This window comes from Mesorhizobium sp. WSM3626 (genome assembly GCF_000513935.1).
Taxonomy (GTDB): domain Bacteria; phylum Pseudomonadota; class Alphaproteobacteria; order Rhizobiales; family Rhizobiaceae; genus Mesorhizobium; species Mesorhizobium salmacidum.
This window is the reverse complement of sequence record NZ_AZUY01000032.1, coordinates 16,730-41,159: the sequence shown is the minus strand read 5'-3', so window position 1 is coordinate 41,159 and position 24,430 is coordinate 16,730. Positions and strand designations below refer to the sequence as shown.

General features: G+C 64.0%; 23 protein-coding genes. 13 read left to right on the top strand and 10 right to left on the bottom strand.

Annotated elements, in window-relative coordinates; genetic code table 11:
- Positions 1-8 precede the first annotated feature (8 nt).
- Positions 9-1,736 (bottom strand): IlvD/Edd family dehydratase, encoded by a 1,728-nt coding sequence (locus M653_RS0120850; RefSeq protein WP_027145079.1) that lies wholly within the window; start codon positions 1,734-1,736, stop codon positions 9-11.
- On the bottom strand, positions 1,733-2,533 hold the full coding sequence (locus M653_RS0120845; protein ID WP_245262246.1) for a FadR/GntR family transcriptional regulator: 801 nt from the start codon (positions 2,531-2,533) through the stop codon (positions 1,733-1,735). The genes M653_RS0120850 and M653_RS0120845 overlap by 4 nt, the downstream gene beginning before the upstream one ends.
- Before the next feature lie 52 nt (positions 2,534-2,585).
- Here M653_RS0120845 and M653_RS0120840 point away from each other — a divergent pair, with 52 nt between their 5' ends.
- Complete coding sequence (locus tag M653_RS0120840; RefSeq protein ID WP_027145077.1) at positions 2,586-3,515, top strand: aldose 1-epimerase; 930 nt, start codon at positions 2,586-2,588, stop codon at positions 3,513-3,515.
- A 266-nt stretch (positions 3,516-3,781) separates the two neighbouring features.
- A complete protein-coding gene (pcaD, locus tag M653_RS0120825; RefSeq protein WP_027145076.1) occupies positions 3,782-4,594 on the top strand; it encodes a 3-oxoadipate enol-lactonase in 813 nt (270 codons plus the stop codon).
- Between the two features lie 178 nt (positions 4,595-4,772).
- Here the strand turns inward: pcaD and M653_RS0120820 are convergent, their stop codons facing one another.
- The 3 genes from M653_RS0120820 to M653_RS0120810 are packed head-to-tail and all read right to left on the bottom strand — an operon-like array spanning position 4,773 to position 7,846.
- Complete coding sequence (locus M653_RS0120820; protein ID WP_027145075.1) at positions 4,773-5,636, bottom strand: carbohydrate ABC transporter permease; 864 nt, start codon at positions 5,634-5,636, stop codon at positions 4,773-4,775.
- Positions 5,633-6,523 (bottom strand): sugar ABC transporter permease, encoded by an 891-nt coding sequence (locus M653_RS0120815; protein ID WP_027145074.1) that lies wholly within the window; start codon positions 6,521-6,523, stop codon positions 5,633-5,635. The genes M653_RS0120820 and M653_RS0120815 overlap by 4 nt, the downstream gene beginning before the upstream one ends.
- A 30-nt stretch (positions 6,524-6,553) precedes the next feature.
- Complete coding sequence (locus M653_RS0120810) at positions 6,554-7,846, bottom strand: extracellular solute-binding protein (RefSeq protein WP_027145073.1); 1,293 nt, start codon at positions 7,844-7,846, stop codon at positions 6,554-6,556.
- Between the two features lie 322 nt (positions 7,847-8,168).
- Between M653_RS0120810 and M653_RS0120805 the strand changes: the two genes are divergently transcribed.
- Genes M653_RS0120805 through M653_RS0120775 form a run of 7 tightly spaced genes read left to right on the top strand, consistent with a single transcriptional unit; the run spans position 8,169 to position 14,482 of the window.
- On the top strand, positions 8,169-9,440 hold the full coding sequence (locus tag M653_RS0120805) for an extracellular solute-binding protein (RefSeq protein WP_027145072.1): 1,272 nt from the start codon (positions 8,169-8,171) through the stop codon (positions 9,438-9,440).
- Between the two features lie 51 nt (positions 9,441-9,491).
- Positions 9,492-10,424 carry a sugar ABC transporter permease gene (locus tag M653_RS0120800; RefSeq protein ID WP_027145071.1) on the top strand — a complete coding sequence of 311 codons (933 nt, stop codon included), beginning with the start codon at positions 9,492-9,494 and terminating at the stop codon, positions 10,422-10,424.
- Positions 10,421-11,275: a carbohydrate ABC transporter permease gene (locus tag M653_RS0120795; protein ID WP_027145070.1), complete on the top strand. Its 855-nt coding sequence runs from the start codon at positions 10,421-10,423 to the stop codon at positions 11,273-11,275. Before M653_RS0120800 ends, M653_RS0120795 begins: the two co-directional genes overlap by 4 nt.
- A complete protein-coding gene (locus M653_RS0120790; protein WP_027145069.1) occupies positions 11,272-12,012 on the top strand; it encodes a PIG-L family deacetylase in 741 nt (246 codons plus the stop codon). Before M653_RS0120795 ends, M653_RS0120790 begins: the two co-directional genes overlap by 4 nt.
- A complete protein-coding gene (locus M653_RS0120785) occupies positions 12,009-12,884 on the top strand; it encodes an ROK family protein (protein ID WP_027145068.1) in 876 nt (291 codons plus the stop codon). The genes M653_RS0120790 and M653_RS0120785 overlap by 4 nt, the downstream gene beginning before the upstream one ends.
- Positions 12,881-13,651, top strand: coding sequence for a GntR family transcriptional regulator (locus tag M653_RS0120780; protein WP_032935721.1), 771 nt, complete (start codon positions 12,881-12,883; stop codon positions 13,649-13,651). The genes M653_RS0120785 and M653_RS0120780 overlap by 4 nt, the downstream gene beginning before the upstream one ends.
- A gap of 39 nt (positions 13,652-13,690) precedes the next feature.
- Entirely contained in the window at positions 13,691-14,482 is a 792-nt protein-coding gene (locus M653_RS0120775; RefSeq protein ID WP_027145066.1) for an SIS domain-containing protein, read from the top strand.
- Between the two features lie 134 nt (positions 14,483-14,616).
- Here M653_RS0120775 and M653_RS0120770 read toward each other — a convergent pair whose 3' ends face one another.
- Positions 14,617-15,900, bottom strand: coding sequence for a D-tagatose-bisphosphate aldolase, class II, non-catalytic subunit (locus M653_RS0120770; RefSeq protein ID WP_027145065.1), 1,284 nt, complete (start codon positions 15,898-15,900; stop codon positions 14,617-14,619).
- A complete protein-coding gene (locus tag M653_RS0120765) occupies positions 15,897-16,850 on the bottom strand; it encodes a sugar kinase (protein ID WP_027145064.1) in 954 nt (317 codons plus the stop codon). Before M653_RS0120765 ends, M653_RS0120770 begins: the two co-directional genes overlap by 4 nt.
- Before the next feature lie 258 nt (positions 16,851-17,108).
- On the opposite strand from M653_RS0120765, the gene M653_RS0120760 reads away from it, so the two are divergent.
- Positions 17,109-18,143 (top strand): LacI family DNA-binding transcriptional regulator, encoded by a 1,035-nt coding sequence (locus tag M653_RS0120760; protein ID WP_027145063.1) that lies wholly within the window; start codon positions 17,109-17,111, stop codon positions 18,141-18,143.
- On the opposite strand, the gene M653_RS0120755 is transcribed toward M653_RS0120760, so the two are convergent.
- The 3 genes from M653_RS0120755 to M653_RS0120740 all read right to left on the bottom strand — a co-directional run bounded on the left by M653_RS0120755 (position 18,131) and on the right by M653_RS0120740 (position 21,267).
- Positions 18,131-19,081: an alpha/beta hydrolase gene (locus M653_RS0120755; protein WP_027145062.1), complete on the bottom strand. Its 951-nt coding sequence runs from the start codon at positions 19,079-19,081 to the stop codon at positions 18,131-18,133. The genes M653_RS0120760 and M653_RS0120755 overlap by 13 nt on opposite strands.
- 18 nt (positions 19,082-19,099) lie before the next feature.
- Positions 19,100-20,248 (bottom strand): Gfo/Idh/MocA family oxidoreductase, encoded by a 1,149-nt coding sequence (locus tag M653_RS0120750; protein WP_027145061.1) that lies wholly within the window; start codon positions 20,246-20,248, stop codon positions 19,100-19,102.
- 257 nt (positions 20,249-20,505) lie between these two features.
- Positions 20,506-21,267, bottom strand: coding sequence for a DeoR/GlpR family DNA-binding transcription regulator (locus M653_RS0120740; RefSeq protein ID WP_027145059.1), 762 nt, complete (start codon positions 21,265-21,267; stop codon positions 20,506-20,508).
- A 161-nt stretch (positions 21,268-21,428) separates the two neighbouring features.
- Between M653_RS0120740 and M653_RS0120735 the strand changes: the two genes are divergently transcribed.
- The 3 genes from M653_RS0120735 to M653_RS0120725 all read left to right on the top strand — a co-directional run bounded on the left by M653_RS0120735 (position 21,429) and on the right by M653_RS0120725 (position 24,405).
- Positions 21,429-22,229: a class I fructose-bisphosphate aldolase gene (locus M653_RS0120735; RefSeq protein ID WP_027145058.1), complete on the top strand. Its 801-nt coding sequence runs from the start codon at positions 21,429-21,431 to the stop codon at positions 22,227-22,229.
- A 3-nt stretch (positions 22,230-22,232) separates the two neighbouring features.
- Entirely contained in the window at positions 22,233-23,183 is a 951-nt protein-coding gene (locus M653_RS0120730) for a PfkB family carbohydrate kinase (RefSeq protein WP_027145057.1), read from the top strand.
- A gap of 76 nt (positions 23,184-23,259) precedes the next feature.
- Positions 23,260-24,405 carry an ABC transporter ATP-binding protein gene (locus M653_RS0120725; protein WP_027145056.1) on the top strand — a complete coding sequence of 382 codons (1,146 nt, stop codon included), beginning with the start codon at positions 23,260-23,262 and terminating at the stop codon, positions 24,403-24,405.
- Positions 24,406-24,430 lie beyond the last annotated feature (25 nt).

Below are 24,430 nucleotides of genomic sequence, written 5' to 3'. Positions count from 1 at the left end.
GCGCCTCTCTAATGGGAATGCCGGGGGATGCCGGCGTCGCGCCGACCGACGAGAAAGTCGAAATCGCAGCCCTTGTCGGCCTGCAGCACGCGCTCGACATAGAGGCTCTGGTAGCCACCCTGCGGCGGGACCGGGGGCTTCCAGTCGCGGCGGCGGATCGCCAGTTCCTCATCCGAGACCAGCAGCTCCAACCGGCGACCGGCAACATCGAGCTCGATGAGATCGCCGTCGCGCACCAGCGCCAGCGTGCCTCCTGCCGCAGCCTCGGGCGCCACATGCAGCACCACCGTGCCGTAAGCCGTGCCGCTCATGCGCGCGTCCGAAATGCGCACCATGTCGGAGACGCCTTCCCTGAGCAGTTTGGCCGGCAGCGGCATGTTGCCGACCTCGGCCATCCCGGGATAACCGCGCGGTCCGCAATTCTTCAGCACCATCACCGAAGACGCATCGATATCCAGCTCCGGATCGTCGATGCGGGCGTAGTAATGCTCGATGTTCTCGAAGACGACGGCCTTGCCGCGATGCTGCATCAGCTCGGGCGTTGCCGCCGACGGCTTGATGACCGCCCCATTGGGCGCCAGATTGCCGCGCAGGATCGAGATGCCTCCTTCCTTGGTCAGCGGCTCGCTCAGCGGCCGGATGACTTCACGGTTGTAGTTTGGCGCGCCATCGATCAGTTCACCGATGGTCTTGGCGCTGACGGTCATGGCGTCGCGATGAAGAAGCCCCACTTCATCAAGCGACGCCATGACCGCAGCTAGCCCCCCGGCATAGTAGAAATCTTCCATCAGGAACCGGCCCGACGGCATCAGGTCGACGATGGTCGGAACGTCGCGGCCAAGGCGGTCCCAGTCATCGAGGCCGAGATCGACACCGACCCGGTTGGCGATGGCGATCAGATGCAGCACCGCATTGGTCGAGCCGCCGATCGCGCCGTTGACGCGGATGGCGTTTTCGAAGGCCTCCCTGGTCAAGATCTGCGAAATCGTCACGTCCCGGCGGACGAGGTCGACGATCTGCCGTCCGGCCAGTTGGGCGAGCACGCCACGGCGCGAATCAACCGCCGGGATCGCGGCATTGTCCGGCATGCCGATGCCGAGCGCCTCCACCATGCTGGCCATCGTCGAGGCCGTGCCCATCGTCATGCAGCTGCCCGCCGACCGGCTCTGGCCCTGCTCGGCCGCGAGGAAGTCGGAGATCGGCATGCGGCCGGCCTTGACCTCCTCGGCGAATTTCCAGACATGCGTCCCCGAGCCGATATCCTGTCCGCGGAACTTGCCGTTGAGCATCGGCCCACCAGAGACGGCGATGGTCGGCAGATTGCACGAGGCAGCCCCCATCAGCAGCGCCGGCGTGGTCTTGTCGCAGCCGACCAGCAGGATGACGCCGTCAATCGGATTGCCACGGATGGATTCCTCGACATCCATGCTGGCCAGGTTGCGGAACAGCATGGCGGTCGGGCGCATGTTGCTTTCGCCCAGCGACATCACGGGGAATTCCAGCGGCAGGCCGCCGGCTTCATAGACACCACGCTTGACGTGATCGGCCAGCGCCCGCAGGTGGGCATTGCAAGGGGTCAGTTCCGACCAGGTGTTGCAGATGCCGATCACCGGGCGGCCGTCGAAAGCATCTGCCGGGATGCCCTGGTTCTTCATCCAGCTGCGATGCATGAAGGCGTTCTTGCCTTCACCGCCGAACCAGGCTTCGGACCGCAGTTTGCGCTTGGTCTCGGTCACGATTGCAGGCCCCGATCGTTGCGGCGTTTGTTGCGGTTCTCGACGCTGCGGCGCACGTCATCCTCGGCATTGTCGATGAGCACCAGCAGCGCCTTTTGCGCGCCCGCGGCGTCGCCGGCGGCGATCTTCTCGGCCACTTCCCGGTGCAGCGGCAAGGAGTGGCGCTGGCCCTCAGGATTGTCGTTGGAGAGGCGAAAGCTCATTACCAATGCGGTCTCGACCAGCGCCGCCAGCGAGCCGATCAGCTCGTTGCCGGTCATGCGCAGAATAGTCTGGTGGAACAGAAGGTCAGGCTTGGCGAAGCGGTCGCCGTCGTCGCTGACTGCTTCCATTTCGGTGAGCGCGGCATGGATCTCGGCGACCTGCACCGGCGTGGCGCGCTGTGCGGCAAGGGCCGCCGACATCGGCTCGATGGCGCGGCGTAATTCGAACAATGCCCGGACATCGTCGGCGCTGACACCGCCAGCATAGCGCCATGACAGGACGTCGGGGTCGAGGAAATTCCAGTCCGCGCGCGGACGCACCCGTGTGCCGGTCTTCGGCCGCGATTCCACCAGCCCCTTGCCGGCCAGCACCTTGATCGCCTCGCGCAGCACCGTGCGGCTGACCCCCAGCATCTCGCTGGAATCATCGGCATTCGGCAGGGCTTCGCCGGGCAGGAAATCGCCTTGCACGATGCGCAAGCCGATCTGCTCGACCACCGTCGCGTGCAGCGCGGTGGAACCGCTGGAAACCGCCACGGCAACCCGTGACGTGCGCGCAGTGCTGAATGATTTTCTATTCTTCATACTATTCATATGATATGTCTTATAGCCATGGCGGTTGGAGTCAAGGGATTGGGGAGTACCGATGACAAAGAAATCCGCAGCCGTTGCCGCGCAACGCACGGAGCTGGTCTCGATCACTGACGGCATCGCGACGGTCGAAATTGCTTCGGCAGCCGGCGGAGCGCTGGCGTCGTATCGGTGGTGGCAAAATGGTTCAGCCGTGGATTGGCTACGCCCGGCCGATCCAGCGGCGATCGGCCGTCGCGATGCCGGCGCCATGGCTTGCTTTCCGCTTGTGCCCTATTCCAACCGGATCAGGGGTGGCCGCTTCGAATTCGCGGGGCGCCCCATTCGACTCCCGACGGATCCGGACGATCCACATCATGAGCACGGCCATGGCTGGCGTCACCCGTGGACGGTCGTGAGCCATGAAGCGAGCATGGTCGTCCTGCGCTATCGCCACGCCGCCGATTCCTGGCCATGGAGCTATGAAGCCGAGCAGAAGATCTCTCTGGCAGGCGGCAGGCTTTGCATGACCATTGCGGTGCGCAACCTGTCGGACGCGCCGATGCCGGTCGGCTTCGGCCTCCATCCCTACTTTCCGGCGACACCGTGGACGCATGTCCAGGCCCGGGTATCAGGCATGTGGGAAACCGATACGGAGGTCCTGCCCATCCGGCATGTCCCGCCGCCTGCAGGCGCCGATCCATCCATCGGCTTTGACGTATCGGAAGTGGACTTCGACACGGTCTTCACCGGGTGGGCGCGCCACGCCCGGATTTCCTGGCCCGAACGTGGACGGCAGCTGGATATCGAGGCGGAGGCGCCGCTCGATTTCCTCGTCCTCTACACCCCGCCCGGCGAGCCGTTCTTTTGCGCCGAGCCGGTCAGCAACATCACCGATGCCTTTAACCGGATGGATCACGAGGATGTCAGCACCGGCTGCATCGTGCTGGCGTCCGGCCAAAGGCGGTCCGCCAGCGTTCGCTTCACGCCGTCATTGGCGGTTTGATCTTCCTTGTCAGCCGCAAGACGACGCCGGAGCCCTTGATGCCGCCAAATGGCATCTGTGCTTCATCTCCGACCGCCGCTCGCGACCTCGTTGGCGACCTCGCCGGCTGAAATGATCACACCGCATGGCTCTGCCGCATGAAGGCGCGGCCGAATGATTCCGAAACCGTCTCGATCTCGGTGGCCGGCGCGGTCATGCCGTTGGTGCAAAATATCATTTTGCCGAACCAAATGCCTTGTGCAATGTGGAAATGGAGGATCGAAATCGTGCCATTCGTCACCCTTGGCGGCGTCACGCTGCATCACCGGTATGTCGAGGCGAACGGCAGGACGCCACCGCTGGTCTTCATCAATTCGCTCGGCACCGACTTCCGCATCTGGGACGAGGTCGTTGCGCTTCTGGCCGGCGAGATGCCTCTGCTCGTCTATGACAAGCGAGGTCACGGGCTTTCCGACAATGGCACCGGCGTACGCTCGATTGACGACCATTCCGACGATCTGAGCGCCCTCATCGACCATTTCGGTTTCAACGGGGTTGTCCTGGTCGGCCTGTCGGTTGGCGGCATGGTCGCGCAACGCCTCTACGCCCGCCGGCCCGAGATCGTCCACGCCCTGGTCCTCAGCGATACGGCCCACAAGATCGGCACTGCCGAGAGCTGGAACAGCCGCATTGCGACCATCGAGCGCGACGGCATCGAGGCGATCGCCGATGGTGTGATGAAAGTGTGGTTCACGCCGGATTTCCATGCCGCGCGCGCCGCCGATCTTGCCGGCTGCCGCAACATGCTGATCAGACAGGCACTGCCCGGTTATATCGGAACCTGCATGGCGGTCCGCGATGCCGACTTCACCGACGCGGCACGCCGCATCGCCGTGCCGACGCTCTGCATCGTCGGCGACCAGGATGGCTCGACGCCTCCCGATCTTGTCCGCTCGCTGGCCGGCCTGATCCCCGGCGCGCGTTTCGAGATCATCCGCGACGCCGGACATATTCCTTGCGTCGAACAACCTGAAGCACTCACCGCCTTGATCCGCGACTTTGTCGCCTCGCTTCCCGAGGGAAAGCCCGCTCATGGATGATGTCTCCAAAAGCCCCAATCGACAGCGCGAGCGTTCGATCATCACGTTGGCGGGAAACTATGTCGGCCCGCCCTGTTAGGGCCCGTTCTATCCCGATGGATCGGGGATGGGGCTCGATCTCTGTTTGAGCATGATCTTATCCGAAAACCGGTATTCACTTTTCGGGATAATGCTTTAGCTAACCCTTGATGGCCGAGCCGACGATGGAATCGACGAAGAAGCGCTGCAGGAAGACGAACAGGATGAGCGGCGGCAGCACGGCCAGCGTCGCGCCGGCCATCACCAGCCCGGTGTTGACAGCGCCGCGGTTGTAGCTCAACAGCCGGCTGAGGCTGATGACGATCGGATAGGCGTCGGCATTGCCCTGCAGCACGGTCAGCGGCCACAGATAGCTGTTCCAGTGATAGACGAAGGCGAAGAGTGCCAGTGCCGCGATCGCCGGCGCCACGCTCGGCGCGACGATCTTGAACAGGATCAGCAGCTCCGAGGCGCCGTCCATGCGCGCGGCGTCGATCAGATCGTCGGGCACGCCTGCAATGAACTGGCGCATCAGGAAGATGCCGAAGGCGTTGGCGAGGTTGGGCACGATGATGCCGGCGAGGCTGGCATTGAGGCCGATCGAGCCGACGAGGCGGTAGAGCGGGATCAGCGTCACGATCGGCGGCAGGAACATTGTGGCGATCAGCACCGAAAACAAAAGCGAGCGGCCGGGGAAGTGGTATTTGGCGAAGGCGTAGCCGGCCATCATGCTGGTGACCAGGATGCCGGCCGTGGTGATCAACGCGATGACCAGGGAGTTCCACATCGAGCGACCGACATTGACCACGCCGGAAACCTTTTCATAGGCATCGAGGCTCGGCGTATGCGGGATCCAGACCGGCGGCACCTGCATGCTTTCGGCCGGGGTTTTCAGGCTGGACAGCACCATCCACACCAACGGGAAGGCGGATGCGACGGCGACGAGCAGCATCAGTGTCGCCAGCAGCGCCTTGCGGCCGGAGGGGCGTCTGCGCGCAAACCAGCTCGACGATCCCGCGCTCATTCCTGATCCTTCCGGTTGGCGAGTGCGAAGAGTGCGCAGACGACGACGATCAGCGACAGCATCAGCATGACGGCCATGGCCGAGCCCAGCCCGCCCTGCGCGCGTTCGATACCGACGCGGCGGATGTGATAGGTCAAGACATTGGTCGAGCCGACTGGCCCGCCCTGCGTGATCAGGGCCACAGGCTCGAACACCTGCACAGCGTTGATGATGGCGATGACGGCGCTGAACAGAAGCGTGCGCCGCATCAGCGGCAAGGTGATGAAGCGGAATTGTTCGAAGCGGTTGGCGCCGTCGAGCTTCGCCGCCTCATAGAGGCTGCCTGGGATCTGCGTCAGACCGGCGATCGCCAGCACGGTGAAATAACCGACCTGCTGCCAGACGTTGAGGAAGACGATCGAGATCAGCGCCGAACGCGGCGACGACAAGAAGGGCTGCGGTCCGACACCGACCAGGCCAAGCATCTGGTTGAGCGGTCCTTCGCTCGGCGAATAGAGCTTCGACCAGACCAGCGCCACCGCGATCATCGGCACCATATAGGTGGAGAACAGCACGGTCCGCAGCGCCGTGCCGCCGGCGACATCGTGCTGGTAGACCATCAGGCCGAAGGTCACAGAGAGCGGCAGGATCAGGACGACGGACAGTGCGGTATAGATCGCGGTGTTGGTCAGCGCGCCCTTGAAGTCGCGTCCGACCGAGGTCGGCCCGAAGATCTCGCGGAAATTGTCGAGGCCGATGAAGCTCGCGCTGGAAAATGGCGTCTGCGTCGACCAGTCCTGGAAGGACAGCCAGACGGTGAGCAGCATCGGCAACAGGATGAAGATGCCGATCAGCGTCGCGGCGGGCGTAAGCATGATGCCCGCCGAGGCACGGTACCTCTGGATCATTATGGTCTGATCGTTACTTGGCTCTGATTACTACTTGGCGGCGCGTTCCAGGATCGAAGTAGCGTCGGCCTGCGCCGTCGCCTGCGCATCCTTGGCCGAGACCTGGCCATACTGTAACGCCTCGATCGTCTGCTGTAGGGATTCCGAGAATTCCTGTCCGCCCGGCACCACCGGGAAGGGTTTTGCATCGGCGAGCACACTGACATAGCCGGACAGGAATTCCGAGCCGAGCTTGTCCTTGTGCGCTTCGATGTCGGAGGTGCGCGACGGCAGGATGCCCATCGACATCAAGATATCGGACATCGCCGAAGCGCCGCTCCTGCCGGATTTCGGATTGTTGAGCCAGGCGAGGAATTCCCATGCCGCCTTCTGCTCGGCCTGGCCCGCATTGGCGTTGACCACGGTCATCCAGGAATAGGAGATCGAATGTGGCTTGTCGCCGCTCGGGCCGACCGGGATAGGTGCGGTGGCGATGTCGGTGAACTTGTCGCCCATCCCGGTCTTCAGCGCGCTCTCCCACCAGTTGGCCATGATGATCATGCCGGTCTTGCCGGAGACGAAATTGTCGAGGAATGGCCCGGTGGTGTTGGCGTCGGCCGTCGCCATCGCCGGCACGCTGGCGCCGGACTTGACGAGGTCTTCATAAAGCTGGAACGTCTCGCCTGCCTGCTTGCTGTCCAGCACCGGCTTGCCGTCCTTGACCAGCTCGCCGCCATTGGAAACCAGCAGCGAGGCGAAGGGATGGACGACGCCGGCCGCCCATGAATTGATCATGCCGAAGCCCTGCTGGCCGGCATCCTTGTTGGTCAGCTTTTTCGCCGCATCCTTGAACTCGTCCCAGGTCTTTGGTGGAGCGGCGATGCCCGCCTGCTTGAACAGCGCCTTGTTGTAGTTCAGCGCATAGACGTCGATTTCATTGGGAATTCCGTAGAGCTTGCCGCCGACCGAAGCGGCACTGACGACGCCCACCGGCCAGGCGCCCTTGACTTCGCTCGCCACCGCGTCAGGGGCGGGCGCGACGAGCTTGTCGCGGGCGAGTTCCGGCAGCCAGAGATCGTAGATACCGCCGATCGTCGGGCCGTCCGCGCTACCGCCTTGGGAGCGAAGCGTGGTCAGGAGATCGCCAAACGGAACGGCGCGCACGGTGACGCTGACATCCGGATTGGTCTTGGCATAGTCCTTGGCCGCCGCCTCCAGCAGCGCCACCGTCTCGGGCGACCAGTGCGTCAGGTAGGAAATGGTGACCGATTGCGCCCAGCCGCTGGCCGGCAGGATGGCAAGGCCCGCGGCCAGCGCCAGTTTCGACGTCCAGGCAAACGACATCCTCATCCTCCATTTGAGCATAGCGATCACGATGACGTTATGACAACATGAAGCAGGGGCGCAAGGCCCTGTTTGCGAAAAGCCGCTTGCAGAATCGACGCGGGGTCTTCTTGTGCTCTTTGATATTAACTTTACCTTTCAAAAACAGCAGGTTGAGAAGATTTTCTGGATCGGAAACTCGACGGTTCTGCCCTGAAGGGAAAATGACACCTCTTGCTACCAATGCTATGTCGTTATAATGACATGGGCCCAGCGAATGACTCTCTTGCGGCATCGAAGCGCCGCCAGACGCCAAGGACAGGGAAAAACGGGAGAACTGGCAATGAGCATGCTTTCAATTCACCGGCGCGCCGCGCTTGGGCTGATCGGCGGCCTTGCCGCCGCTTGCTGGGGTACCTTCATCACCCCGCCGGCGTGGGCCGACAGCACGGTGACCCTGTGGAGTTGGCGCACCGAGGACGAGGCCGCGATGCATCGCATTTTCGATGCCTTCGAGGCCAAGAACCCCGGCATCAAGGTCGACATTCAGTTCACGCCGGACGCCGATTACCAGAACCGGCTGAGCACCGCGCTGCGCGGTGGTCGCGGGCCCGATATCGCCCAGCTGAAGGCCTATGGCGAGTTGCAGCCCTTCGTCGATGCCGGCTATCTCGACGCGCTCGACGACAGCGTGCCGGAATTGAAGAACATGCCGGATGCCGCCCTTGGCGGCGCGCGCGGCCGCGCCGACGGCAAGCTCTACGGCGTGCCTTATTCGGTGCCGATGATGGGCGTGTTCTACAATCAGGATATCTTTGCCGCGCAAGGCATCGAGATCCCCAAGACCTATAAGGATTTCGTCGCCGCCTGCGGCAAGCTGAAGGCGGCCGGCATTACCCCGATCGCAACCGGCGGCGCCAATGGCTCCGCTTGGGAGCTGGAGATCGGCGTCGGCGTCATTGGCCCGACCGTCTACGGCCCTGATTTCTACGACGAGATGATGACCGGCAAGGCGACCTTCGACGATCCGCGCTATGTCGCGGCGCTGAAGCGCTTCGCCGAGCTGAAGCCCTATTTCCCGGACGGCTTCGCCGGCATCGACTACACCACGGCCACGCAGCAGTTCATCGGCGGCAAGGCGGCGATGTTCCTCGGTGGGTCCTTTGAGAACGGCAGCTTCAAGGCGCAGAACCCGAAGCTGAAATTCTCGATCTTCCCTTTCCCAGCCGACGATGCCGGGGCAAAGCTCTACACGTCGGCCTTCTCGGACGGCTCCTATGGTCTCGTCTCCGAGAGTCAAAACAAGGAGGCCGCGACCAAGGTGCTGGGCTTCATGGCTTCGGCCGAATTCGCGCAGATGTTCGCCGATGAGCTCGGTTGGCCGCCGGCCCGCACCGACGTCACCGTGAAGGATCCGGTGCTGGCGCAGATGATGGAAATGTCGAAGAACTCGACGCCCTATCTGACGCTGGTCGGCTTCCGCTGGCAATCGCCGACGGCGTCCTCTGTGTTGCAGTCGGAGATCATCGACATGGTCGAGGGCAACATCGCGCCGGAGAAGCTGGCCGCCGATATGCAGGCCGCCGTCGCCACCTGGTTCAAGCCGAAGCAGTGAGGAGCCAGGCCGGTCGCATCGCGGCCGGCCTCTCGCCGGACAGAACAACGCATGACCAATTTTCACCGCCCAAGCAGCCTGAAACGCACGCAGCAGCGCATGGCCGTGCTTTTCATCCTGCCGGCGCTGGCCGTCTACACGCTCTTCGTCCTCTATCCGCTGGCGATGTCGCTGTGGGGCAGCTTCTTCATCTGGAAGGGCCTGCGCATGGTCGAATTCGCCGGCCTGTCGAATTTTTCGCGCCTGTTTGTCTTTCCCAGCGGTGCGCGGCTCTATGGCGCGCTGTGGCACAACACCGCCTGGTTTTTCGGCATCATGCTCTTCCAGAATGGCATCGGCCTTTTGTTCGCCTGGCTGCTGTTCCTGCGCGACAGGCGAGCGGCCTTCTTCCAGTCGGTGTTTTTCTTTCCGGCGGTTCTGAGCCCCGTCATCGTCGGGGCGCTGTGGCGCCTGCTTCTGGCGCCGGGCGGCGTCGTCGAATGGGCGCTGAACGGGCTCGGCCTCCATCAGGGCAGCCTCACCGTGCTCGGCAACAGCCACACCGCGCTTGGAGTGCTGATCGCCGTCGACGCCTGGAACTGGATGGGCCTGCCGGTGCTGATCTACACGGCGGGCCTGCGGCAGATTTCCGGCCAGATCTTCGAGGCGGCGAAGCTCGACGGCGCCGGCAATGCGCGCATGCTGTTTTCCGTCGCGCTGCCGCTTTTGATGCCGGCGCTCGGCACGCTGACGACGCTGTCGTTCATCAACACCTTCAACCAGTTCGACATCGTCTATGTGATGCAAGGCGTGCAGGGCAATCCGAGCTATTCGACCGACACGCTGGTGACCTATTTCTACCGGCTGGCCTTCGGCGCCGAGGGCGCTGTCGGTATCACTGATATCGGTCTGGCGCTGGCCTTGGGCACCGTGCTGTTCCTGATCCTCAGCATCGGCACGCTGCTGATGCTGCGCTTCTTCGATCGCCGCACGGTGCAGTTATGAGCGCGCCGGCGATCCCATACAGGACGTTTCCGCCAAGACTGGCGCGGCTGCCGGGCTGGACCGTGCTGGCCGTTTGGACAGCGGCGGTTCTGCTGCCGCTCTACATTCTCGTCGTCTCCTGCTTCAAGACCACGGCCGAAATCTACGACAACCGGCTCGGCCTGCCGCAAAGTTGGGCTTTCGACAATTTCGTCCGGGCGTGGACGCGCGCCGATCTCGGCCACAATTTCATCAACAGCCTGATCGTCACCGCCGGCGCGGTCATTCTCACCATCGTCGTCTCGGCGATGGCTGCCTATCCGCTCAGCCGCTACAAGCTCGGCTGGAACGCCATCATGCTCGGCCTGTTCCTGTCGGGCATCATGCTGCCGATCAGATTGGCCTCTGTCGAGCTGTTCACCTTGATGCGCAACCTCGGCCTGTTGGACTCCCTGACGGGCCTAATCCTCGTCTATTCGGCGATCCGCATTCCCTTCGCCGTCTTCATCTTCGCCAATTTCATGCGCGTGCTGCCCTCCGAACTCGACGAGGCGGCGCGCATGGACGGCGCCGGCGAGGTTCGCATTCTGTTTCAGATCATCCTGCCGATGGTGAAGCCGGCGGTCTCGATCGTCGCCATCTTCACGGCGATCGCCGTGTGGAACGACTTCTTCTTCCCGCTGATCTTCATTTTCGACGACCGCTACAAGACTGTGCCGCTGGCGATCAGCGTCTTCGTCGGCCAGTTCCGCACCGACTGGGGCCTGGTGTTCGCCTCGCTGGCGATCTCCATGGCGCCCATCCTGATCATGTATTGTCTGCTTGCCCGCCAGATTCGCGAAGGCGTCGGTGCCGGGGGAGGCATGAAATGATCGAGGACAGGATTTACGCCGCAAGCTCCATCCTGGTTGTCGGCGCGCACGCCTTCGATGCCGAGGTGATCGCCGGGCCGCTGGCCGCCGCCGCCGTCAAGCGCGGTGCCACGGTGACCTTCCTGCACCTGACCATGGGCGAGCAGGGGCATCCCTGTCTCATCCCCGCACACTATTGCGTGCAGAAGGAAGAGGAAGCGGGCAGGGCGGCGGAGCGGCTCGGAGTCAAGGTACGCAGCCTCGGCCTGCGCGACGCCTTCCTGCCGTCGGACGACGAGACGGCGCTCGAGGTATGCGACATCATTCGCGAACTCAAACCAGAGATCGTCATTACCCATTGGCACGGCAGCTGGCACAAGGACCATCGCGCCGCCGCGCATCTGACGCAGACCGGCATCTTCTACGCCGCCCTGCCGACCGTTGCCAGCGACCACGCGGCGCACACGCCGCAACTGCTCCTGTTCGGCGAGAACTGGGAGGACGATGACGGTTTTCGGCCCGAGCATCTCGTCGATGTCAGCGATGGCTTCGAGGCCTGGAGCGAGGCGGTCGAGGAATACGAGCTGGCGCGGGGCCTCAGCAGCTTTCCCTATGTCGATTACTACAGCGCGCTCTACCGGCTGCGCGGCTGCCTGCGCGGTACGCGTTACGCACAAGGCTTCGCGGCGGCGTCGCATTCGTGGAATGCCGGCAGCGGCCTGTTCGCGCCGCCGTTCGGCAAAGGGCCTGGCCGATGACGCGGGTTCTGGCCATCGATCTCGGCGGCACCAATCTGCGCGCCGCCGTCTTCACCGGCGACATAGGTGCGCTGGACATGCCGAGCCGCGAGCCGGCGCCGGTCAGTCTCGATGCGTTCGTCGCCCGCGTCCGGGCCCTGCGCGCCGAGGCTGGGGCGATCGAGGCGTTCGGCATCGCGGTGCCTGGGCTTGTCGAAGGTGCCGTCTGCCGCTGGATCCCGAACCTGCCGTTTCTCGACGGCGTCGACATCCAGGCCTTGTTTCCAGGCCTGCCCGTGGCGCTCGGCAATGACGCGCAGATCGCGCTGCTGGCGGAAGTCGTCGAGGGCGCGGCCAAGGGCATGTCGGATGCGATCCTGCTCGCCATCGGCACCGGCATCGGCTCGGCGGTGCTGGCCAACGGCCGCATCGTTGCCGGCGCGCATGGCGGCGCGTGTTCGTTCGGCTGGGCCTGCGCCGACATCAAGGATCATGGCGAGGAGCGCAGTGGCTGGCTGGAGCGCGTCGCCTCGGGCCGGGCACTCGATGCGCTTGCCGCCCAGATTGGCCTCGCCGATGGCCGCCAGCTGATCGCCGCCGCCCAAGGCGGGGAACTCGCCGCGCAGACCTTGCTGGAAGTGCCAGCGCGGCGGCTCGGCACCGCGCTTGCCGGCGCCGTGGCGCTGCTCGATCCGCAGGCGGTTCTGATTTCGGGAGGACTGGCCGAGGCGCTGGACGTGATCCGACCACCGCTGCTTGCCGCGCTGCGGCGCCAGTTGCCGTCGCATCTGCGTGGCATCGAGGTTCGGTCCGGCCGGTTCGGCCCGGGCGCCGGCCTTATCGGCGCGGCATTGGCTGGTCGCGCGGGGAAAGAGTGGAGACAGGTGCGATGAGCCAAGCGAGTTTTCAGCAGCCGGACCGCAGACGGCCGGAGCCGCTCTGGTATCAGGTCGAGGAGGCGATCCGCGCCATCGTCAAGAGCGGCGAATGGGCGACCGGCGACCAGATCCCGGCCGAAGACCGGCTGTGTGCCCTGTTCGGTGTCAGCCGCATCACTTTGCGCCACGCCCTGCGCAATCTGGAGGAAGGCGGACTGTTACGGCGCGAGCATGGCCGCGGCACCTTCGTGCGCTCCACCACGCTGGTGGCCGGCACGCGCGAGCTGACCAGCTTCACCCAGGAAATGGGCAATATGGGTGTGGTCGCCGGCTCGCGCCTGCTTGACTGCGGACTGACATCAGCCAATGCGGCTGCCGCCGGCGCGCTGGAGATCGAGGAGGGCGATCCGGTGGTGCGCATCCGGCGTCTCAGGTTGGGCAACAACGAGCCGATCGGCATCCAGACGGCGCAGCTTTCGGCCGCGCGCGTGCCGGGCTTCCTCGACGCCGGCCTGCTGCAGGGTTCGCTCTACGAGGCGCTGGAGCGTCACTACGGCATTGTGCCGGTGGCCGCGCGGGAAAATTACCGCGTCGGCGCGGTTGGGGCGGCGGATGCCGAACTGCTCGACCTGCCCGCCGGCAGCCCCGCCTTCATCGTCGAGCGCATCACCACCGACGAGCGCGGCCCGTTCGAATTCACCGTCTCCATCATGCGCGGCGACCGCTACGAAATCCGCTCGACGCTGCGCGCCGGGCGCGTCCCGTCCAATCCGCGAAGCTGATCCACCCTCCCAAGCAGACACCTAAACAGGAGTACCCACGTGTCCGATCTCTACATCCACCGTCTCGCCGCTCTCATCGACAAGGCAGCGAAATCCAATGAAGAGGCCTTCGGCCAGGCCGCCAGCCGCTTTGCCGATTCGTTGGAAGGCGGCGGGCTGGTCCATCTCTACGGTTCGGGCCATTCGGTGCTGCCTGTGCAGGAAGTGTTCCCGCGCTACGGCAGCTATGTCGGCTTCAATCCGCTGACCGACCCGCGCGTTATGTGGCACAACGTGCTCGGCGCCGGCGGGGTGCGCGAGCTTCTGTGGCTGGAGCGAACTGAAAAGTATGCCGAGAAATTCCTCGACCACCAGCCGCTCAACAAGGGCGATTCGATCATCATCTTCGGCCACAGCGGCCGCAATTCGTCCGGCATCGACACCGCTCTCTATGCCAGGAAGCGCGGTATCTTCGTCGTCGCGGTGACCAGCAAGAACAATCTCGACAAGCCGGCGACGCATTCCTCCGGCAAGCGGCTGGCCGACGCGGCGGATCTCGTCATCGACACCTGCTCGCCGATCGAGGACGCCATCGTACCGGTCGAAGGTTGGAGCCGTCCGGTGTCGGGCTCATCGACGGTGCTCGCCATGATCCTGGCGCATGAGTTGATCGCCCGCACGGCCGAGCAACTCGCCAAGCGCGGCATCGAACTGCCGGTCTTCGCCTCGCCGACGATCGCCGGCGTGACGTTGCATGATACCGACGTCATCTACGGTGTCTACCGCGAACGCATGCTGGAAGCGCAGAAGAAACACCTGCCGACCTTCCAGGCGACGATGCGTGGCGAATAAGGTTGCGGCCGGGAAGGCGTTGCCGGCGCTTTCCCGGTGGACTGCCGTCCGGCACTACACCGACACGCCGGAAAAGCTGGCGCCGCACGTCATTGGTTTTTCCAGGTGCTGCGCCGAGGCGTGGTCAGGGTCGATCAGCCAGTTGCTCTGGCATAGATGTCGAGAACATCCGTCACGCCTGCGATGAGGAGTTCCCTGGCCTTTGGCGCGACCGACCCGCTCGCCACCGCATTGTCGAGGCGGCCGAGATACTGGCTGATCAGGGGGGAGGGTATGTCGCGCTCGCCCAGCGCCTGTATCAGCGCGTTCACGGCCTGCCGCGCCGCCTGCGCGGGCCAGTAGTAGCGGATACGGTCGCTGTAGGAGAAATGTCGCTCGATCCGTTGCTCGGCCTCGGAGCCGTGATGGTAATTCTTCCAGTTGCCGGGCGCCGCCAGCATGACGCGCTCCATCGCCGCCGGCAGGCTTTCCCGAGCCGGGTCGGGAGCAAGAATGTCGGCGATGTGGCTCAATCCGTAGAGCGCTTCGCGCAGCGCGAAGGTCAGCCATGGCCCAACCTTGAGTATGGCAAAACCGTCATCGACCAAAGCGCTCAGCGCGGCGACCGGCTGGTAGTCTGTCGAGTGGGCCTCGAAGACGAATTGCGGCAGGTCTCGCAGCGTGCCGACGAGCGCCCGGGCGCGTTCCGGCCGGTAGGCGATCACCTCGGCATTACCGAATTCGACGCCCGGCTGCACGACGACGCCGATCGCCCGCGAGAAGGCCTGGTCGAGGCCGCGCTGGCTGAAGGCATCGCGGTGGATGCGCACCGTCTCGCGGGCCGCCTCCGGTGTCGTCACCGCCAGATGGTCCATCGCTTCCAGGGCACCGCCCGGCACCGGCACTTCAGTGCCGATGACATAGACAGGCCTGGCGCCGCCTGTTCGTTCAATCGCGGCCTCCGCCACCTCGGCCAGTTCGGCGGCGCGCGCGGCGATTGTCGCGTCTGGCGGTGACGCGCCTTCGCCGGCGCAGCCCATGCTGGCGTCGAGGTGGATCTTGGTGAAGCCGGCCTCGGCATAGGCATCCACCATGCGCGATGCCTTCTCCATGGCCACAAGTGCCGGCAGGTGCTTCCAGGGATTGGGGCCGAGATGATCGCCGCCGAGCACCAGCCTGTCCAGGGGAAAGCCGGCCTTGCCGGCGATCGTCTCGACGAAGCGGCGGAAATCGCCTGGTGTCATGCCGGTATAGCCGCCTTCGTGGTTCACCTGGTTGCATGTGGCCTCGATCAGGACGTCGGCGCCGCGCGCCTTGCCGTGGCGCAGCGCCGCTTCGATGACCAGCGGATGGGCCGAGCAGATCGAGGCGATGCCACAGCGTTCGCCGGCCGCACGGCGCGTCGCTATGGCGGCCAGCCTGTCGGTCGCCTGGCTCATGCCGGTGCTCCGGTCCTGCTGGTCGCGATGAACGCCTCGACCTCGGCCAGCGAGGCGATGCCCTCCATCGGTCCCTTCTTCGTCACCGCCAGTGCGCCGCAGCCATTGGCGATCTCGAGCGCTCTCTTGGGTCCCTCTCCACGCAGCCAGAAGGAGACGAAGGCTGCCGCAAAACAGTCTCCGGCGCCGGTCGGGTCGATTTCGTCGACAACGAATCCGGGTGAAGCGATGCGTCCTGACCGGTCGTAATGGACCGCGCCTTGCGCGCCCTTCTTGACGACCACGGCGGAGATGCCGCGGTCCAGCATTTCGCGCGCCGCGCTCTCCTCGTCGCTTGCCACGGCGAAAGTGAAGAGTTCCGGCCCGCTCGGCAGGAACACATCGGTCTTCGACAGCACGAAATGCAAGGCGTCGCGCATGCCCGGCAGATCGAGCATCTCCTTGCGGATGTTGGGGTCGAAGGAGACCGTGCCGCCGCGCGTCTTGACGGCTTCGATCCCGTTGCGGGCAACCTCGATCACCTCGGGCGAGAACAGCGATGTGCCCATGACGTGAAAATGGTCGGCGCCGGCCAGCAGCGCGCGCGCTTCCGCGCCCATCTCGATCAGGCCGGCGGCGCTCTGCTTGATGTTGTAGACGAAGTGCCGGCTGCCATCGGTCTCATAGGTGACGAAGGCGGTTCCGGTCGCAGCACCCTGATGGACGGTGATGGCTGAGATGTCGGCACCGTCGGCGCGCAGGCGCTCGATGTTCAAATGGCCAAAATCGTCGTCGCCCACCGCCGCGATCAGCCCGGCCGGCTGGCCGAGCCGCGCCGCCTGATCGATGAAGATGGCGGGAGCGCCTGACGGAAACGGACCGACCAGCGGGCCGGGAGCGCGAAAACTCTGGCCGATCCGCTCGGCCATGATCTCGACCAGGATCTCGCCGGCGCAAACCAGTTTCTTCATGTCCTCACCATCTGCCGGACCGACGGCGTCCGTTGCCGTGCGCCATCCGCATGTCCGTGCGGGTTCAAAACCTAAGTTGCCATTTTTAAAGCGTCAATTAATAATTTGACGTGCGCAATGCTTTTGCGTTGTAGTGGAAACATGGAAATTTGACTGAATAAGTTCGGTCAAGCAATGCTGCCTCAGCGCAATGGTCGCAAGACTGATTCTGGCCGGTGCGCGAAGGCTGGCATTGAGGGCAAGGAGCCTGAAATATCGATGGCGGAAAAGACGCACCGGACAATGGATGATTTCGCCAGGGCGTCCGGCGTGTCCCGGCCGACCCTGTCGAAGTACTTTGACGATCCGGCCAGCGTGAAGCCGGCGACACGAGCGCGCATCGAGGCGGCGCTTCGTTCGTCCGACTACCAGCCGAATGTTTTTGCCCGCAATCTCAATCGCAAGCGCACCCGCAATGTCGGCATCGTCGTGCCGGCGATCACAGATCCGTTCTACGCGGAGATGGTCAGCCGCATCGAACTGCGCTGCCGCGACGAAGGGTTTTGGCCGATCGTCATCTCCTCGCACGGTTCGCCGAAGCTGGAGGCCGAATCGGTCAGGACGCTGATGTCGCTGAAGGTCGCCGGCGCCATCGTCGCGCCCTTGGGATTGGTCTCCGAGCCCGGCGTCTTCGAGCGGATGAGCGAGGACATCCCGATCGTCTATTTCGACACCTATATCGAAGGCGACACGCCGTTCGTCGGCAATGACAACCACCAGAGCACCTCGACGATCGTGGATTATCTCTGCCGGTCCGGCGAACCGCCGGTCTATGTCGACATCCCGCACGTCAACCACAATTCGAGCGAACGGCTGCAGAGCTATATCGACACGATGCACGCCGCCGGCCTGGAGCCCACCGTTCTCAAGGCGGCGGGCGACTATAGCTGGGACTTCGAGCGCATCGGTCACGAATGGATGGACAGGACGCTCGGGAACGGCGGCCTGCCGGCCCGCACGCTGCTCTGCGCCAATGACCGTCTCGCCTTCGGCGTGATGTCGGCTGCCTTCTCGCGCGGGCTGAAGATCGGCCGCCGCGCCGATTGCGATTTCCGTGTCGCCGCTCATGACGATCATCCGCTGAGCCGCTACACCTGTCCCGCGCTGACCACCATGGCGCAGGACTTCGCCGCCATGGCTGGCCGCAGCGTCGAGATCCTGCTGGCGCTTCTGGACGAGGCTGACCCGCCAAGCCAGGATCTGGCGCGCAATGTCAAGCTTGGCGCGACCCTGGTGATGCGTCAGTCGGCCTGAACACCCGTCTGCCGCTGAAGCCAGGCCGCCGCCTCGCTCACCGCTTGCCGCGCGGCCAGTATATACCGGCCCATCGAGACGAAGCCATGGATCTGACCCGGCCAGTGTCGCAGCATCAGCGGCACTCCGTCGGTGCGCAGGCGCTCGGCAAAGGCCGTGCCTTCGTCGGCAAGGATGTCGTGGCCGGCGATTACAACGAAGGCCGGCGGTGCGCCGGCAACGCTGGAGGCCAGCAGCGGCGATACGCGCCAATCCGCGATGTCGTCCGGCGTTCGCACATAGTGGTCGCGGAACCAGGCCATGGTGGCGGCGGTGAGCCCGAAGCCGTCACCGAAACGCCGGTAGCTGTCCGCCGCCTGGCGGGCATCGGTGTTGGGATAGATCAGGATCTGGGCGGCAAGCGGCGGCGCCAGCCCGTCGCGGGCAAGCAACGCCAGCACGGCGGCAAGGTTTCCGCCGGCGCTGTCGCCGGCAACGGCAATGTGGGCTGGGTCGATGCCGAGTTCGCCAGCGTTCCCGGCCATGAAGCGGAGCGCCGCCGCGCAATCCTCCAGCCCGGCGGGAAACTTGTGCTCAGGCGCCAGCCGGTAATCGGGGCAGACGACGACGGCGTTGCCGAGATTGGCCAGCCAGCGGCACATCTCGTCATGCGAATCGAGATTGCCGATCACCCAGCCGCCGCCATGCAGATACAGCACGGCGCGCGCCCCGGTCTGCGGCGCGCCGATACCGCGATGGATGCGGATCGTGACCGGGCCGTTCGGCCCGTCGATCTGCTGCTGTCCGGTAGCCGCGACCGCCTCGTGCTCGCCCTGCTGAGTCGGGAACGAAGCGATATAGGCGGCCCGTGCCGCCGCCACGCTGCCATTCTCGAACGGTTCGCCGCCGGCGGCACGGCCGATTTCGAGGGCACGCAATGCATCCGGATCGAGTGTCATCGTCATCTCCGCTGCGGGTCAGGCGAGCAGGCCGCGTGCCTCGTCTTCGCTGAGCAGGGCCGGCTGGACGACGTCACCTGTGATCGCAACCGAGCTTTTCGTCTCGCCCGAATGCAGGGTCGCTTCCATGATCTCGAGCACATGCAGGGCCAGATTGCCGGAAGCGCGGGGTGTCGCACCGGTCTGCAGCGAGCGTACCAGATCGGCGACGCCGAGCATGCGGTAATTGGCGCGGTCAGGCGCTGCGTAAGGCCAGTTGCGGGCACCATAGAGTTCGCCTTCGCTGGCGAAATCCTTCCACTCAGCGCCGCGTTCGGACAGCGACACGGTGCCGCCGAACGTGTCCGGGTCGGGCAGGCGCAGTGAGCCCTCGGTGCCGTGCAGTTCGATCGGATGGTTGGAATGCCTGAAGACGTCCCATGATGCGCCGAAGGTGACGGTCGCGCCGGAGCAAAATTCGAGCAGCGACAGCACATTGGTCGGCGTGCCGACCTTGAATTTGGTGTTCTTGAACGGCCCTTCGGCCGATATCAGCCGTTCCTCCTGGCCCTTCGTCGCCATCGCCATGACGCGGGCGACCGGCCCGAGCAGATTGACCAGCATGGTGAGATAGTAGGGTCCCATGTCGAATACGGGGCCGCCGCCAGGCTGATAGTAGAACTGCGGGTTGGGATGCCAGTGTTCCATGCCGCGTCCCATCATGAAGGCGGTGCCGGTGACCGGGCGGCCGATGGCGCCTTCGTCCATCAGGCGGCGCGCTTTGCGTCCGGCCGCACCAAGGAAGGTATCGGGAGCCGAGCCGAGCAGCAGGCCTCGCTTGGCCGCCTCGGTCACCAGCCGGCGCCCGTCGCTGGCCGAGATTGCCAGCGGCTTTTCGGTGAAGACATGCTTTCCCGCCGAAAGGGCGGAGAACGAAATGTCGAAATGCGCCGCCGGAATGGTGAGGTTGAGGACGAGGTCGATCTCGGGGTCGGCCAGCAGCGCATCGACGGCGAGTGCCCGAATGCCGTATTCCTTGGCCCGTAACGCCGCCATCTCGGCCGAAATATCGGCGCAGGCGCGCAATTCGATGCCGCCGAAAAGCGCGGCGTTGCGCAGGTAAGTCATCGAGATGTTGCCGCATCCGATGACGCCGATGCCGAGTTTGGCCTGTGATTTTGCCTGCATTTTCTGTCGTACCCTCCCAATACGGTCCCGCTACCCGATCCGTCGCAATGGTGCCGGATCGCTTTCAAAATCGCTATACAACATTTTAAATATTGACGCGCGTAAAATTTTTATAGAACATGCGGAAATGGCTGGCGACATCGGGAGGCTGCCAGCCTTGAGAGGAGAAAATGACAGACAGGAAAAAACGGCTGGCGGCCGATGCGAATCCGTGGGTCAACGGGTCTTTGGGTTGCGGCCAGGAGACCGCAACGGGTTCAGGCATAGATCACCTTGGCCCCGATTTTATCCAGCTGGCCGCGTATTGGACCGGGCAGGGCATCGTCGGTGATCACCACATGGACGCTCGACAGCGAAAATGCCTTGGAGGTCCCGCTGACGCCCCATTTGCTCGAATCCGCAAGGAGGACAACGCGCCGGGCCATGCGCACCAGGTTTCGCTTCGTTCGCGCCATGTCTTCGTTCACGTCGACCACATCCAGTGACGAGTCGATCGCGTGCGCGCCAACAAAGACCTGATGCGCCACCAAGCCGCCGAGAGCCGTGTCGGCATCGGTAATCAGCGTGCTCACCGTGTCTGGATAGACCCGGCCACCGATCATGTGCACGTCGAGCCCGGGCCGATGCATCAGATGCTGCACGATATTCATCGCCGTGGCCGCGACCACGACGTTGTTGAGCGGCGGTAACTGCATGGCAACCTGCATCAATGTCGAGCCGCCGTCGAAGATGACCGATTGGTTGTCCTCGAACAGCTCTACCGCTGCCCGGGCGATGCGTTTCTTCGCATCGAGGTTCGTTTGCATCCGCCTGGCGAACGCGGCTGTGGTCGAATCCGTGGTCCGGGTCACGGCCCCTCCACGGGTCTTGGTCAGTAGTCCCTTGTGGTCCAGTATCTCGAGGTCGGAACGCACCGTGACTTCCGACACGCCAAAATCGTCGGACAAGTCCTTTGTGCGAACCTGTCCGCTGCGTTGCACCTCGCTCAGGATCGATTGGCGTCTCTGCTCTGACAACATTGCCCTGTCCTCGCCTCCATGCACCGAGCAACCGCCCTGGCCTCGGCTCATCTTACCAAAAATACGCAAATTCGAAAGCTTTCGAAAGATTGCATTTATCGTTTCTTTCGCAAACACTGTTTCAGGATTTTGAAACCAACCGATTGGGACATTTTGCACTCATGAGCCTAGGAACCAAAGTGCGCCTTGCGCGCCTCTTCTCGCATCCATCGGGAAACCTTTTTGGCGGCGCGGTCGACCACTTTGTCGGCTATGGCGACGTGCGCAAAGGAGGTCTTGCCGATCTGCCGGGCGCGCTTGCTCGCGTCATGGTGGGCAAACCCGACTACGTCAGCATCCAGCCTGGCACCGCGCGCCACCTGTGGCCGCAATACGCGGGCAAGGCTTCCCTGGTGATCCAGGCCGGCTGCTTCACCCCGGACGATCGCATCAGTGAGCTGATTGCAACGCCCGAGGATGCGGTGCGCGCTGGCGCCGATGCGTTGGCCGTGGCCATTCCGGTACGCGGCGCGACCGAGGGCAAATACATACGCTGGCTGACCGATTCGGTGAATGCGGCGGCCCGATACGGCATGCCGGTAGTCGCGCATATCTACCCTCGCGATTTCACCGACGGCGCAAAAATCGTCTTCACCCCCGACGAGATCGCCTATGCGGCGCGCATCGGCTACGAGTCCGGCGTCGACGTGATCAAGATCGGCTACACGGGCGATTTCGAGTCGTTCCGAGAGACCGTTCGGACCTGCCCGGTGCCGGTTGTGATCGCGGGTGGCCCGAAGACCGATACACTGCTCGGCGCCCTTCAGCAGACGGCGGACGCCATCCGTGCCGGCGCGCGCGGTGCCGTGGTGGGCCGCAATCTCTGGGGGCATGGCGATCCGGAGAAGGCAGCGATTGCCTTTCGGAGCGTCATCCATGACGGCCTTTCGGCGCAAGACGCCCTGGCGAAGGCAGGTGCCTGAACGATGCCCACCGTCCCTTCAATCCTCGGCTTCGGAGCTATTGCGATCGACGACATCGTCTATGTCGATCAGCCGTTGTCGGCGGGCAAGGGGAAGGTTCTGCAAAGCGCCCGAGCTTTCGGCGGAAACGTCGCGACGGCCCTTGCCGCCGTCGCGCGGCTCGGCGGAACCGCCGGGTTCATCGGATGGCTGGGTAGCGCCGCGGACGACGCCGTGCTGTGCGATCTCGTTGCGAGCGGCGTTGAAACTGCATTTGCGCCGCGCCACCCGCACGCACGCCCGGTGCGCTCGCGGATCACCGTCGGGTCGGATGGGGAGCGGTTCATCGCGTATGACGACGAAGCGATGCTGGGCACCGCGCCGGACTTTCCGGACGAGGTCCTCAGCCGCGCGACAGTCCTGATCGTCGATAGTTACGCGATCCGGACGCTGGATGTCGTGGTTCGGGCTCGCGATCTCGGCCTTGCGATCCTCGGCGATATCGAATGGAGCAGCGGCCCAGCCACCGAGAGACTGATCGCGCTATGCGACCATCTCATTCTTCCCCTCGGCTTTGCGCGGGCTTTCACGGAGTGCCGATCGCCCGCCGAGATTCTCGATGCCTTATGGTTGCCGTCGCGGTCCGCCGTGGTTCTGACGGATGGCGGCAGGGGCGTCTATTATCGCGGACGCGACGAGACAGGGCTCTGGCACCTGCCTCCGCATCGGGTCGCCGTCGTCGATTCGACCGGCGCCGGTGACTGCTTTCATGGCGCCTATGCCCTTGCATTGGAGCGCGGGGCCGACACCGCACGCCGGGTCGCATTCGCGGCCGCGGCGGCGGCCCTTTCGATAACGGGGCGGGGCGGGCGCGAGGCGCTTCCGACCGACGATCAGGTCATGGAATTCCTGGCATCGGCGAACGCGCCGTCGGCAGTCGAACTGAAATATGCGCAGCTCGATACTGGAACCTGAAATCGCAGTATTTCGCAGGTGAACATAAGCCGAGGAGAATTAAAAAGCGGTGAATTAGACTTGTGGAGGGAGGAAGATGGCAGAAGTCATTCTTGAGAATATCTGCAAAACCTACGGGAACAATTTCAACGCGATCGACCACTTGAACCTATCGGTCGAAGACGGTGAGTTTTTGATTCTCGTCGGGCCGTCCGGTTGCGGCAAATCCACCGCGTTGCGGATGATTGCGGGATTGGAGGACATCACCAGCGGCAGCCTTCGAATCGGCGGGATCGACGTTGTCGACATGCCGCCCAAGGACCGCGACATCGCGATGGTCTTCCAGAGCTACGCGCTCTACCCGCATATGACCGTGTTCGAAAACATCGGCTTTTCGATGCGGCTGGCAGGCAAGCCGAAGGCCGAGCGCAAGAAGCGCGTGGACGAGATCGCCAAAACCCTTCAACTGACATCGCTGCTGGACAGCAAACCTGCGAACCTTTCAGGAGGACAGCGTCAACGGGTTGCCATGGGCCGCGCCATGGTGCGCGAGCCGGCCGCCTTTCTCATGGACGAACCCCTTTCCAATCTGGACGCGAAACTGCGTGTTCAGATGCGCGCTGAAATCACCAGCCTGCAAAAGCAGCTCGGCGTCACGACCATATACGTGACCCACGACCAAACCGAAGCGATGACGATGGGGGACAGGGTCGCGGTGTTGAAGGGCGGCGTGCTGCAGCAGGTCGACACCCCCAAGAGACTCTATGAATCGCCGGTGAACGCCTTCGTTGCCGGCTTCATCGGTTCTCCTTCGATGAACCTTTTCGAGGCGACCCTGACGGGCGACGACCTGATTTCCGGCACCTTCGCCGTCCGGCTGCAGGATGAGGCCTTCATCCGCAGGCCGGGCTTGAGATCGTATGCAGGACGCAAGGTCGTGTTCGGGATCCGACCGGAGCATCTCTATGACAGCAGCCTCGAATCCGGACGCAAGTACCAGACGATACCGGCAAAGGTGACCTCGATCGAAGAGCTCGGATCCGAGCACATCGTCCATCTGAACATCGATGCGGTCAGGGTGGACTCCGGCGACCCTGACGCGGTGGAGGATTTCGGCCGGGCGTCGAACGCGGTGGCGAAATTCGAACCGGTCAGCACAGTCCGCTCAGGCTCGGAAATCCAGTTGGGGCTGGATGACGTCAAGCTCCATTTCTTCGATCCCGAGACGCATCTGGCGATCTGAAGATCCGTGGCAAGGCCCGCAGGCG